Source organism: Crateriforma conspicua (assembly GCF_007752935.1).
Classification (GTDB): domain Bacteria; phylum Planctomycetota; class Planctomycetia; order Pirellulales; family Pirellulaceae; genus Crateriforma; species Crateriforma conspicua.
Genome location: NZ_CP036319.1, coordinates 4,978,434 through 4,992,068, shown reverse-complemented (window position 1 = coordinate 4,992,068; position 13,635 = coordinate 4,978,434). Strand labels below are relative to the sequence as shown.

The following is a 13,635-nucleotide window of genomic DNA, read 5'->3' as shown; positions in this document are numbered from 1 at the left end:
CGAAAAAATCGTCGTGTCGGCAGCGTCGGCACGCGTCCATTCTTACTAGGCCGCCCATTGTGTCCGAAATCGGGTTCGATTGCAGCGCCTAGACTGCCTGTCCGGATCAACCGTCATGTTGGTTAAGCCTTCACGCCGAATGTGGTCTGCCCGCAAAATCGTTGCGATTGACCCGAATCGATGACGATCCCGTCTGGCCGTTGAACACGGTCGGAATGCCCTGATCAGTGCCGCGATTGTCGCCGGATAGCGACCGCCACCGCCGGTCAGCCGTATATTGACGGGACGCTTTTGCGGCCCGATCTTCGCCTCTGTGGCCCGGGCCATCATCCCCTGACTGAAATGTTGCGAGTTCGTCTCGAACCACCCCATTTGGCAAAGACTCGATGAATCCGTCACGAACTTTTCAAGACCAGCCGACCGCCTTGATCGACCGCATTGTCGACCTGATGGATCCTGCCGGAAACATTTTGCTGTCGGGAACCTTTGACCAAGCCGTCGAAGCGGTTGCCAGCGGCGACGCATCTCGAGTGGCACAGATTCAAGGTCAATTTGCGATCTGTGCAAAGTCGGGAAAGACCATCCGCATGGCCCGGTCGATCGGACGCCCCATGCGGTATTTTTTGGCCAAGCGGGCCGAGGGACCGGCGTTGATTATTGCCGAGCGGATTGACGAAATCCGTCAACAACTGATGCGTGAAGGTTTGGGAGATCAATTCCGCGCGGCGTACACACGGATGGTTCCGGCACATCATCTATTGGAATTGCAATTGGTCGGTTGCCCCGACCCGAACCCCGCGCTGACACGTTTCTTTGCGCCGCCGCGAAACCGGTTGCCCGGCAATGTCCAAGCGATCGGCCAAGCCTACATCGGACGCTTGGCGGAAATTTGCGATCAGTGGCTGGAATCCCTCCCCGCCGATGCGCCGATTGGTGTCATGTTCAGCGGCGGTATCGACAGCACGTCGATCGTCGTGTTGATGGATTTTTTACTTCGCCGTCGCGGCCAGTCGCCAGCCAGGTTAAAGGCGTTCACGCTGAATGTCGGTGACGAAGATTCAACCGATGCCCGCCAGGCGTTGGCGTGTTTGGAATCGATGAACTTGCAGATGTTGTGGGAGCCCGTGAAAGTCGAACCCAACGCGGTCGACTGGCGCGAAGCGGTGCAAGTCATCGAAGACTACAAGCCCTTGGACGTCCAGGCGGCCGCCATGGGAATCGCCCTGCTGCGCGAAGTCCGACGTCGCTATCCCACTTGGAAATACTTGATCGATGGCGATGGCGGCGATGAAAACTTGAAGGACTATCCAATCGAAGAGAATCCCGAGCTAACCATTCGCAGCGTGTTGGGGAATCGAATGCTTTACCAAGAGGGGTGGGGCGTCGACGCGGTCAAGCATTCACTGACCTACAGCGGCGGCCAAAGTCGTGGTCACGTGCGTACCGCGGCACCGGCAAAGAAGTTTGGCTTTGAAGGGTTCAGCCCCTATGCCACCACGGCGGTGATCGAAGTGGCCGAAGCGATTCCCTTTGTCGGTTTGACCGACTGGGACCATCAGCGTCTTTACGATTTGAAGGGGCAAATCGTGGCGTCAGGAATCCAGCAGATTTGCGGTGTAACGATGCCGGTGTTTCCCAAAAGTCGTTTTCAGCACGGTGCGGTGGGGCCGATCGACCAGGGGCCGTTGTTCCCGGAAAAGGAACAGGCCTACCGCGATGCTTTCGCGTCGATCCAGCGTGGGACCGCAGACGTCCAGGTTCACTAATTAGCAACAAGCCATCGACGATTCCTGGTTCAGTGGCCGTCGTTGCTTGTCGTGACAACATCAGATTCACTGACGCAGAGCGCCAGAACAAATCGTCCGCACCATTAGGTCGGTCCGGTTCGATTCAATCCGATGACGTCGCCACATGAACCAAGCTTTCGGACGAACCGACGATGGGTTCCATGCCCAATGATTCTAAGTGTCGGTTGACGATCAACTGTTGGTCGATCGGTAAGTCACCCGCGATGGTCGCAAAGTACTGTCGGTCCATGGCCAAACGGTGGGCCCACGACGCGACGGAGTCTTCCATGGTTGGGGTCAAGCGTCGGCGGATCTGTTTGATGCGATACCGTTGTTCCGCATCCAAGTGTTCGCTCGGGATGGCATCCAGCATCTGCAGGACGGGGGTGCCCACACGCAACAGTTGGTTTTGTGCGGTTTGACGTTTACCGATCTGATCGGCCGACAATGCTTCGATCCACTGTTGAATCTGGTCCTGACGCGGCAGCGCCGTGTCGGTGGACGAAACCAAGTGGATCAGCTTGCGGTCGACATTTCGGCTGAACGCGTGCAGCGATTGGCCACGCAACAGATGGGCAACGATTTCACCAAACGTCTTGTCAAAGGACTGTGGGTTTTGCCTTCTCAGGTGCAACAGGCTGTCTGCTTCGATGGTGTCATCGGTGATCCAGCGGACGGGCTTGCCTTCGTATTGTTCCAGCACATCACGACGTTGCGTGTCGGTGACGAACAATTCCATCCGGATCGACTTGGCGTCCTGGACGTTCAATGACAAGTGACACTCAGCCGATTGAAACGTGTACTGCAGTGTCGGCAGACCCGCGTGCGATTGGACCGAAATACTTTCAAAGACACCACCACGATCGCGGGTTTCGCGGCCCTTTCGATGCTGCAGCGGGTGAAGCTGCAATCGGCCGCCGACCAAGATGAAACGGGCCATCCCGTGGTCGTCAAAAGACATGTCGCTTGTCAGCGACGATGGGGTCGGGGAAAGACGCTCAGCCTCCGGGCGACCTTGAGCAAAAGTCGCCACGTCCGTCATGGACAAGCCGAGTATCACGGCAAGCAAACAACGCCATCTCATCCCGGAACCCTCTTCGCCTTTCAGCGTGTTTTAAGAGGGCCCGCCAAAGGACCAACACCAAACACCAATCCATTTTGCGGTGCGTATGTAGGCAAGTCAGTCTCTCGGTGGCAAACCCTCTCTGGGAGCGAATCGATATGGACGCATCAGCCGGCCCTCTTGTCGGGGCCAGCCCGACGAGTCCGTTTCCCCGGTTATCGTCAAAATTGGGAGAAGAAATAAAGAGCGCGGTTGCGACGAAATGCCTAGGGTCGGCAGAAAAAGCGTTTCACGCGATCACGGTGCAAGATTCTCACTTCCGCCGATAAATAATTTTGACGTCTTCGCCGATGGCTCTGGATTCGACCAATTCCAACGCGGGGCTCTCACCGATAGCCGAAATCCCAGCTCCGCCCACCGGACCAGGGGCCGTGTGACCGCCAAAGACCTTCGCGCCGACATAGATGTGAAACTCGTCGGGAAGGTTTTCGGAAAGAAAACTGGCCATTAAACGCCCACCGCATTCCAACAAGACGTTGGTTGCGCCTTCATGGCTCAACGTTCGCATGACCCGGCGAAGTGGCGGGTCCATCTCCGCCGGCCCACAATCGTTCGATCGAGCTACCTGATCACAGGGTGGTTCTGCGGTCGGCCGCAGAAAACGTACACCCAGGTCGGCCAGACGTTTTTGTGATACTGGGTTCAGGTCTTCCGGGGCGACACAAGTGGTCGGAATCTGATCCGCCGTCTGCACCAATCGCGATGTTTCGCCGGGCAGCGACGTTCGACAGAAAACCAGACGCTGGGCGACCCTGGCCCCCGGCGGTCGAGCGGTCAGTAACGGATCATCCGCCGACATCGTCCCCATTCCCACGACGATCGCATCGACGCGTCCGCGGGTTTGATGGACATCGGCCCGGCTGTCCGTGCCGGTAATCCATTGACTCTGGCCCGTGACGGTCGCGATCCTGCCGTCGGCGGTCATCGCCCATTTGGCGATCATCCACGGGATTCCCGTCGTGATGCGTTTCAGATAGGGGGCCAGGATAAACCGTGCCTCCGATTCTAAAACACCGACGTCGACGCGAATCCCTGCATCAGTCAATTGCCGAATGCCGCCGTGGTCGACCTGTTTGAACGGGTCAGCAACTGCGATAACGACGCGATGAACCTGTGCGTCGATCAAGGCTCCGGTGCAAGGAGGTGTTTTTCCGTGATGACAGCAGGGTTCCAAGGTGACATAGGCTGTGCAGCCGACCGTCGTCTGGCCACTCGCCAGGCAATCCCGGATCGCTTCGACTTCCGCGTGGGGACCGCCAAACTTCCGGTGGTAACCTTGACCGATCAAGCGGCCGTCGCGAACCAGCACGCATCCGACCATGGGGTTCGGTTCCACGTGACCCTGTCCCGCCGTTGCCAAACGCAAGGCATCTTGCATCCATCGCTGGTCAGCTTCGGCGGCATCCGCGGGCGTGGCAAATTGGGCGGGCGCCAATTCGCCGCGACGTGGCGGCGGCGTTGAAATTGGATCGGGATGATCGGGGCCCGACGGTTCGTCGGCGGGCGTGCTGTCGTCAGGCATTCGCTGAAATCAGTCCATGCCGGGGACCCAAAGCTTGCCACCGCTACCACTTTCTGGGGCCGATGCGGGCGGACCCGATGCGGCGGGGGGCGCCGCTGCGGGGCTACCGGAATCCGGAGTCCACAAACCCGATTCTGCTTGCGGCGAAGCCGGTGCCGCAGCAGCCGGGCCGGCGTTACGCGGCGATCCGTCCGGGCGAATCAGTCCCCATGACATCAGCATTTGCTGCAGCTGGGCCATGACTTCCGGGTTATTGCCATAGGTTTCCGACACCTCTCGCAACGATTGCTGGAAACCTTCGCCGTCGCGTGCTTGCAATCGCAGTTCCAGTTCCAAGAACAGCATCCGTGGCGTGACCCGGTCGTTCGCCTTGGCGTACGCTTTGGCTTCGTCCAGCAGGGCAAGCTTGGACTTGAAGTTCGTCGAACTGCCCACCAAAGCAAAATAGGCCATGATGGTCACATCCGGGTTTTCGTTGCGGATGTTGGAATCCAGGATGGATTGGGCGACTCGACGCAGCAGTGGCGTCGCGGAGACCTGCTGGGCGCGGTTCATCAAGTAGATCCGCGACTCGTTGTTCAGCCCCGCCACATCGACCCGGTTCAGATCAACATTGGCGACGTCTTCGATATCGTCATCGCTGATGGTCAGTCCGGGCAACGCATCCACGTTGGCGGCGGATCGAATCTTGCCCGACAATTCTTCGTCCAACGACGTCAGCAAGTCATAGGACTCCATGATCGTGACGGCCACCGAACAGTCGAACTTCGCGTCCGAATCCTGGGCCGCGTCGACCAGTGAACGGTCACCCAGCATGGGCAACGCGATCTTTGTCAAACGGTCGGCGACCTCGCTGCGCTGGATCGAGACGATGGTTTCGTCCACGGCCAGCGGATCGGCTTCGAACTGGACCAAGGCCAATTGCGGACGTGCCGCGACCAAGAAAGGCAATTGACGATCCTGGGTCGACTGATATTCAACCCCGGGCAAGAGTTCGGACAGTTTGGATTGAACCGTTTCCGCGTCGGCGGATTGCATGTCCAACGCGATCAATTTGGCATCACGATCGGTCTGCTTGCCATACAACAAAACAATGGCAAGGGATCGGGGGAAATTGTCGACGCTCGGTGCTTCGGTCGGTTCGGGGCGGTCACGATCCAAGATTTGAAACGCAACGCGTGGGGCGACTTCTTCGTCCTCCTGTCGCAGGCTCTGGGCCGCTTCGGCGGGCAATTTCAACACGCGTGAATCGGCCAGGAACGCCATTTCGATCTCGTCCAGATCGCCAATGGTCGCTTCCAAGCGTGTCAACGAAACCGAAATTCCCTTCAGGTCGGGATGAACCAGTTCGGCCATCGCCGCGAAACGGACACGTTGCTGCTGGTCCAGCGATTCGCACTGGGACAATTGACGCAACAAGTCCGATTGACGTTCCAAATTGCCACGCCAAATGGCACAGTGCAGCAGGCCCGACAAAATCGCCGGTTCCATCGATGCGACCCGCTGCAAAGACTGCAGCTTCGTTTCAGCCAGCACGACCTTGTTGCTGCGAAGCAATCCCTGGGCTTCGTCAAAACGCTCGCCCCAATCAACCGTCGACGGACGCGAAATCGGTTCGGGCAACGATTTCAACAGCATTGGAATCGTCGGGGCGTGATTCAATTGCCCCAAGACATCCATGGCCGCGTTTTGGCCTTCAAAGCCCTCGGCCATCACCGCCAGCGTTGCATAGGCGCGGGCGGTCAGGAAAGCGCCGGTTTGCAGCAGCGTGTAGGACAACACCGATGCGACGCTGATGACGAAGCTGTCGACCTCGCGACCGCTCTCGGTCAAAGCGTCCAGCATTGATCCGGTGGCTGATTCGACGTCCCCGCTGAATAGCTTGGCGGCCGCACGCTGGGTCAACGCCAATGGGTTGCTGGGCTGCAATCGCATGAACCGTTCGGCGTTTTCGGCCAACGTGTCGTATTCACGCAAATCAATCAACAGTCGGCCGCGGATCGCCAATGCCCATGCGGCGTCGGGGTGTTCTTCCAGGATCGCCGCCAGCCGATCAAGTGCCGGGACGACCTGGCCGCCTTCGACCATTTTGATCACGCGATCCATGTCGTGGATCGAGTCCTTGCACTTGCAGAATTTGATCTTCTTGCCGTTGCCGCAAGGGCAGATCGAATAGGTGTCCACCGACATTTTGGGTCGCCGATTGGGGGAAAAAGCGGGTCTTGGTCTAGCAACCGGGCAACTTACCACGCTTCGCGCCATCGTCCCAACCCCTACACACTGATCCAATCTGAAATGATCGACGCGGTGGGGGCGATCGCCAAGCGAACACGATGCCTGCATTGCCAATGTCGCCGGATTCCATCCGGAATGCCCGCAACGCTGATTCAGTGTTCGGTCGATGCCTTGGCCGGTTCGCCCAACCATTGTCGAACCTGGCTGTCGGCTGGTATCGGTCGCCGTCCGTGGGCGGTTTGCTGATCCAAGTCGTCATAGCGTATCTGGATCAGTTCATTCATTTGATGAAACCGATGTTGGACGTGTTCGCGAACGACTTGGTCCACCCATGCCTGAGTCACACGTTGGCCGGACGGCAATTCTCGCAAAATCGGTGATGCGGCTTTCAAGTCGTCTGCCAAGTGTTTCGATTTTGCAACGAGCGTGGAGATTCGAACGTGATCGAATTCGTGTTGCACCAAGGCGGAATCCCAAAAACGGTCCTTCGGCGGAATCCGTTTCAAATGAATGTGATGTGCCAAGCTCACACGAAGACGCGTCAATCGATAGTCGATTCGGATGACTTGGCGGTTCTGTTCTCGCTGCTTTCGCCAGCGGCATTGGCTGCGAAAATTCAGGTCCGTTTTGAAAATGGTCTCACCGTCAAACGAAGTGCCACCCCGATAAAAACTCACATTGCCCGATCGGATCCAAGACCGCAGTGATTCGGGCGGTTCCGGATAGTCCGAGATGTCGATCCGAGGCGAACCATCCCGAATATCCTTTGCCGGTGATGATGGACCGTCGCTACGGTCGGCCGTCGCTTCCTGGGCGGATGCCGTTGGAAGTGCGACGACCATGGGGACGGTGGAAACCACCAACCAAGCACCAATCAAGATGCCGGTACAGCTTGCAGCGACGCGGCGACGTCTGATTTTGGTGGCACCGCTGCGAAGCATTCTAGTTGCTTCCCTTTGCACCGGAGGTTTCTTTGGCCGCCGTTTGTGCGTCATATAAAGGGTTGGGAAAGTCCGGTTCGATCGTGCGGTTGTCCAAGAACACTTGCTCCATCGCTTGGACTCGTTCGGGAAACTCGGTGGCCAAATCGTTCGTTTCCCCCGGATCGCTGGACAAGTCGTACAGTTCCCAAGGTTCAGGATTCTTGCGGACGACATCCCTTCGGATCGCTTTCCACTTGCCGTCGCGGACAACGACGTAACCACCGTAGCCGGTGAATTCCCAGATCATCGGGCTTTGTCGCTCAGCATCTTTGCCACGCAACGCGTCGGTCAGAACCGTCCCGTCGGAAAGATCCGCGATGCTTTGATCCTGATAACCGTCGGCGCCCGCCAAGGATGACAACGTTGCAAACCAGTCAGGGAAATAGGAAGGAAAGTCACAGACGGTTCCGGCAGGGATCACACCGGGATAACGGACCAAGCAGGGCACCCGAATACCACCTTCATCCGCACTGCCCTTGTACCCCTTCAGTCCACCGGTCGAATCAAAGAACTTGCAGGCGGCTCCCCCGATGTGAAAGTTGGGATCGCGGCCTTCGTGCGTTGAGCCATTGTCCGAAGTGAAAACAACGATCGTATGATCCGTTAGTCCGAATTCGTCCAACGTTTGCAACACCTGACCGACGTGTTCATCCAAATCGCTGATCATCGCCGCGTATGCTGCTCGAGGACGTGGATGAGGCAGGTATCCGTTTTGGCCGCGATAAGCACCATGGCCGTCAAAGGGTTCGCCCGGTTGGTCCCACTGCGATGGATAATGATCGATCCAGCTTTGTGGGGGCTGCATCGCAACATGTGGCTCGGTAAACGGTAGATACGCAAAGAACGTCTTGTCTTTGTTCGCTTTGATGAAACCGATCGCTTCCTTCAGGATTAAATCTGGGGCGTAATTCTCGGCACGATAGTCATCCGCGTCGACGCTGCCTTCGGGTTTGCGATCGTGACCGGGAATCGGATACTGATTGATCCGTACTTCGCGTTCGTTCGAATCCAAGAAAGCGGGATAGAAACTGTGGGCGTTTCGTTGGCCGTTGTAACCATAAAAGCGGTCAAAGCCCTGGCGAATCGGTGAACCGCTGGTTCGCGACGGTCCCAGACCCCACTTTCCAAAGGCTCCGTTGATGTATCCTTTGGTTTTCAAAACTTCGGCGATCGTGACGGCTTCGTCTGTCAAAGGGAACTGTCCCGGAAAGATGCGGCCGTTGCCGGAATCCCGGTTGTTTCGTACTTCGGCTTTGGCCAAGTGACGGCCGGTCATCAGCACGCATCGCGACGGTGCACACACCGGCGCCCCGCAGTAATGTTGTGTCAAACGCACGCCCTGTTTCGCCAACGCATCCAGGTTGGGCGTCTCGATCTTCTGCTGTCCGTAACAGCCCAGTTCGCCATATCCCAGATCATCCGCCATGATGAACACGATGTTCGGAGGACGATCTTGGGCTTCGGCCAAACACTGATCGTCCTGACTGACGACGAACAGACTGACGACAAACACTGCGAAAAAGGATCGTGCGATCACTGCCATGGCCGGACACTCTTTGGCGGTCAACAAGGAAGGGGCGTGCAGCCAGTCTATCCGAATCATCCCGGAGTATCGAAAGCCTCGGTTGATTGTTGCACGAATGTGAAGCATGAGAGTCGGATCCGCAGCTGGCCCGATCGGCCAGCGGGCGACCCACCTGGGCGGCGATTAAGATGGGGCCCGAGTTCGATGGATGTTGTTTTCCGATCCTCTTTTACCGCCGGCCGTCATCACATGAATCGACGTCGTTGTTTTGGTTGCATATTGGTTGCCCTGCTTGTTTGCCTGGGACCTGTGGCGTCGGCCGCATCCCCCAATGGACGCTGGAGTGGCATGTGGCGAAGCGAATCGACGGGGCATCAGGGACCGCTGCGGGCGAAGATCCGGCAAGTGGATTCGCAGACTTACCGTGCTTGGTTTGCCGGCCGCTTTGCCAAAGTCGTGCCGTTCGCGTATCCGGCGACGCTGACACGTGTCCCGGGAACATCGTCGATGTACCAATCACAGACCCGCCTGCCGTTGCTGGGAACGTACCGCATGAATGCCGTGGTGACGCCGCATTCGTTCAATGCCAGTTTTACCGGAAGACGCGATGAGGGAATTTTCCAGATGAGTCGATAATCCAGGGCGACATCGCGATGCGGCGGTCCAACCGTTCAGCGGCGGCACGTTACAATTCGACGATTCAGTCGCTTTGTCTCTTGTTTACACCGGATCCAACGCCCCAACCATGCCATCGTTTCAACGTCGTGATGTTCTGAAGATCTTCGGTGCCGGTACCGCCACGGCCGGCGCAACGCCCTCGTTCGCCCAGCAGGCATCCAACGCATTGGACCTGCGGGTCACCCACCAGTCCGGCTGGAATGATTGTTTTGATCGAGTGTTTCTGGGCGGGGACTATTGGGCCAACCCAATGGAAGATTGGCGAATCGTCGATGGCATGGCAGAATGTCAGTCATCGGCCGGCAATCGAAACATCCATTTACTGACCCATCAATTGACCAAGGCCGACCAGCCCTTTGCCGTGTCAGTGAATGTGCGACGGGTCGAGAGCGGAAAGAGCGATGCCGGCGTTGGGATTCGAATCGGAATCCGCAGCGAATTGAATGATTATCGAAGCAACCTGTTTGCGCGCAGCGGCATCAACGTTGGAATCGTCGGCGATCAATTGCAGATCGGCCGCAAGTCAGTCCCCGTCCAGTCCGATCTGGATGCCGGTAACGTCACGTTGCACCTGAGCGGAGTTCCCGATGACCATCAAGTGCGTTTGACTCTGACCGCAACCGATACCAATGACAAAGTGCTGGCAAAAGTAACGTCGAAGGTGGCTGCCGATGCTGTGCAAGGCAACGTGGCCCTTGTCAATAATTTCAAAGCTCAAGTGAAGTCGGGACAAGGCGGGAGGTATCGATTCGGCGATTGGACCGTCGCCGGCGACGCCTTCACAGTCACCCCCGAAAATCAGTTTGGTCCCATTCTGTGGACGATGTATTCGCTTAGTGATTCTCGCGGCGACGATGGTTTTGTGTTGAAGCTTTCCGCATTGACCGGACCGCTGGGCAAAGAAGATTCGGATCAAATTCAGTTGCGGGTCCGACGCGACGGCGAAGCCTGGGAATCGATGGGCACGGCCACCTTGGATCACGATGCGTGGACCGCAACCTTCCGGCTTCCCAATTGGGATCAGAAACGGCCGGCCGACTATGAGGTGGTGTATCAGGAAAGACAAAAGAGCGGATCGCCCGTGACGCATCGCTGGAGCGGCAAGATCAAGCAAAATCCAACAGGCCGACCTCTGCGGATGGCGGGCCTGACCTGCCAAAACGACTACGCGTTTCCTTATGCACCGGTCTGTGAAAACCTGATGAGGTTGGACCCGGATTTGCTGTATTTCTCTGGCGATCAGCTCTACGAAGGTCACGGTGGATACGGTTTGATTCGCGAACCTGCCGAGCCTGCCATCTTGAACTACTTGCGTAAGTTCTATCAGCACGGACTGGCATTTCGTCACGCGATGAAAGATTGCCCAACGTTGTGTATCCCGGACGATCACGACGTGTTCCAGGGCAATATCTGGGGGGAAGGTGGCAAACCAATGGACATCGATGCCGGTGGAACGTCGTCCAATGGTGGCTACCGCGAACCGGCTCGGATGGTCAACGTGGTTCATCGAACGAATGCGTCGCATCATCCCGATTTCTATGACCCCACACCCGTCTTGCAAGACATTAGTGTGTATTACGGGGACATGGTTTACGGCGACGTTAGTTTTGCGGTGGTGGCCGACCGGCAATGGAAAAGCGGTCCTCAGAATGTGGATACCGGCAGCGGACGCGCCGATCACTTGGCTGATCGCTCGGTGGATCCGAAAACCTTGGACAAGCCGGGCTTGATCTTGCTGGGACAGCGACAAGAGGACTTTTTGCGGCAGTGGACCAAGGACTGGCGTGGTCATGCGATGAAGGTGTTGCTGACCCAAACCGTGTTTGCCGGTGTGGCAACCCACCACGGTGGATACGACGGATATCTGGTCGCCGACTTGGACTGTGGTGGTTGGCCGCAAACGCCTCGTGACCGTGCAATTGAAATTGCACGCGAAGGCATGCCGTTGCACGTCAACGGTGACCAGCACCTGACGACGTTGGTTCAATACGGTGTCGAAAAGCAACGCGACAGTTTCTGGTCGTTCTGTACGCCGGCGATTGCGGCGGGCTATCCGCGTTGGTGGCGTCCGGATGAAATGGGAATGCCTCACCAAAATCGACCACAACACGGCCGGGAAAACACCGGTGAATACGTTGATGGTCTGGGCAATAAAGCTTATGTGTATGCCGTCGGGAATCCGGAAGTCGGCACGAAGAAGAATCGCTACGAAAAAGCGCATCAAAAGGGCAGCGGTTTCGGCATGATCACGATCGATACGAAGGCCAAAACCTATACCTTGGAATCGTTTCGGTTCATGGTCGATGCGACCGATGGGAATCCGGATAACCAGTTTCCTGGTTGGCCCGTGACCATCCATCAATCTGAAAATGCCGGGGACAACCGCCTGGGCTGATGGGTGACATCGCGTCTGGATGCCGGCCGTGCCTTTGGCGGCCGGCAATCGCGGCGGTGCTGGTCACGGCGGTGGACCTTGCAAGGGGGTGGCGGCGATCGTGGATTTAGTTACCGATCCGCTTCCGTCCGTTTTCGCCGCGAACATCGTGCTGGGAACCATGCACTTCACCACGACGGGCCGCATCAGGGTCGTGGTCGAATCGGCCGCTGCTGCGTGTCGTGACCAGCCGAATGCCGCATTCGACGTTTAGCCATTCTTCCGCCAAACGCTGGGTGGATAGAACGCGGGCCTGGATCAGCGACCGATCATTCGCCTCGGTCTGATTGGATTTGAAATCGGTCTCTGCGGTCGGCAGGCCCAACACGTAGCCCTCGCAATACGACGCACCGCTGCCGCGACTGTGGCCGCCGTAGCGAAGGCGTGCCGATGTCGCGATGGTCAGCAGCAATTCACGAAACAACTGGATGCAGTGTTCGACGTCATCCAGCGGACCATAAAACCAGAACAGCGTGCGGTGTCCCTTAGTGTTGACGTACCAAAGGACCATGGGAAAGACCTGCTCGGTCAAATAGTGTGCCAAGTCCTTTTCCCACCGACAGGCTCTTCGGCCGTTGACCGGGCACGCCATGCGGGTCAAAGCCAAGTTGTCGGTGTCATCCCGGATGGTCAGGTCTTCGCGAGAAAGGTTATGACGCAGCATCAAGTTCTGCATCATCCGCAATGCATTGCGTTTTTCACCCTCGGTGCTGGCGTCGTTACTGGCGGTGTTGTCCAACGCTCGGATGCGATTCAGGATTTTGTCAAACTCATCCTGGTGGGCGCGGGCGTGTTGGGTTCGTCGCCGGTTTCGCGACACCGCGGGCATCGTCGCATCATGTGAATCCGACGGTGGCGGCGTCCAGAATGCAAGGATCTGGTATTCGTCGTCGACGGGATTCCAGGTGTCATAGGCGGTGTGGTCGATCACCGTTGTCCAGTGTCTTCCTTTGCCGGTTCTGCGGTTCTGAGAATCCACAATGACCACGCCTTGCGGCAGTTCATCCCACGGGACGTCATGGGCAAGCAGGCGTTTCCAACCGGCCCTTTTCAGATAGGGTTCCGCCAAATCGATCGGGACGCCATCACGCGGCGATGATTGGTTGGCATCGAACAGTTCGCGATAGACGCGGCCATAGGACCAACCGGTCGCGATGGCGATCGACCGCGTGACACAGTCGCCCGCGATTCCGACGAAGCCGCTGGCCGCGCGGCCACCGTCGTCCCAAATCCACTGCACGTCATGCATCCTTTTCGAAAACGAGGCACTGGTCAGTTGGAACGACAAATCGCCGATGCGGTTTCGAACGCCCCGGCGATGTTCAGTGGACTGTCAAAGGATTGGTTG

General features: G+C 57.6%; 9 protein-coding genes. 3 read left to right on the top strand and 6 right to left on the bottom strand.

Annotated elements, in window-relative coordinates; translation table 11 throughout:
• Positions 1 to 386: 386 nt before the first annotated feature.
• Positions 387 to 1,766, top strand: coding sequence for an asparagine synthase C-terminal domain-containing protein (locus Mal65_RS18270; RefSeq protein ID WP_145300807.1), 1,380 nt, complete (start codon positions 387 to 389; stop codon positions 1,764 to 1,766).
• Positions 1,767 to 1,890: 124 nt separating this feature from the next.
• Here the strand turns inward: Mal65_RS18270 and Mal65_RS18265 are convergent, their stop codons facing one another.
• The 5 genes from Mal65_RS18265 to Mal65_RS18245 all read right to left on the bottom strand — a co-directional run bounded on the left by Mal65_RS18265 (position 1,891) and on the right by Mal65_RS18245 (position 9,253).
• Positions 1,891 to 2,748: a M3 family oligoendopeptidase gene (locus Mal65_RS18265; RefSeq protein ID WP_145300804.1), complete on the bottom strand. Its 858-nt coding sequence runs from the start codon at positions 2,746 to 2,748 to the stop codon at positions 1,891 to 1,893.
• Between the two features lie 415 nt (positions 2,749 to 3,163).
• Entirely contained in the window at positions 3,164 to 4,432 is a 1,269-nt protein-coding gene (ribD, locus tag Mal65_RS18260; RefSeq protein ID WP_145300801.1) for a bifunctional diaminohydroxyphosphoribosylaminopyrimidine deaminase/5-amino-6-(5-phosphoribosylamino)uracil reductase RibD, read from the bottom strand.
• Between the two features lie 9 nt (positions 4,433 to 4,441).
• Entirely contained in the window at positions 4,442 to 6,622 is a 2,181-nt protein-coding gene (locus Mal65_RS18255; protein ID WP_165701369.1) for a tetratricopeptide repeat protein, read from the bottom strand.
• A gap of 197 nt (positions 6,623 to 6,819) precedes the next feature.
• Complete coding sequence (locus tag Mal65_RS18250) at positions 6,820 to 7,608, bottom strand: hypothetical protein (RefSeq protein ID WP_145300795.1); 789 nt, start codon at positions 7,606 to 7,608, stop codon at positions 6,820 to 6,822.
• A gap of 1 nt (position 7,609) precedes the next feature.
• Positions 7,610 to 9,253: an arylsulfatase gene (locus Mal65_RS18245; protein ID WP_196784271.1), complete on the bottom strand. Its 1,644-nt coding sequence runs from the start codon at positions 9,251 to 9,253 to the stop codon at positions 7,610 to 7,612.
• Between the two features lie 171 nt (positions 9,254 to 9,424).
• Here Mal65_RS18245 and Mal65_RS18240 point away from each other — a divergent pair, with 171 nt between their 5' ends.
• Together Mal65_RS18240 and Mal65_RS18235 are read left to right on the top strand one after the other, a co-directional pair.
• Positions 9,425 to 9,811, top strand: a complete 387-nt coding sequence (locus Mal65_RS18240) for a hypothetical protein (protein ID WP_145300792.1) — start codon at positions 9,425 to 9,427, stop codon at positions 9,809 to 9,811.
• Between the two features lie 109 nt (positions 9,812 to 9,920).
• Positions 9,921 to 12,248, top strand: coding sequence for an alkaline phosphatase D family protein (locus tag Mal65_RS18235; protein ID WP_145300789.1), 2,328 nt, complete (start codon positions 9,921 to 9,923; stop codon positions 12,246 to 12,248).
• A gap of 106 nt (positions 12,249 to 12,354) precedes the next feature.
• Here the strand turns inward: Mal65_RS18235 and Mal65_RS18230 are convergent, their stop codons facing one another.
• Positions 12,355 to 13,536 (bottom strand): DUF2786 domain-containing protein, encoded by a 1,182-nt coding sequence (locus Mal65_RS18230; protein ID WP_390621927.1) that lies wholly within the window; start codon positions 13,534 to 13,536, stop codon positions 12,355 to 12,357.
• Positions 13,537 to 13,635: the final 99 nt, after the last annotated feature.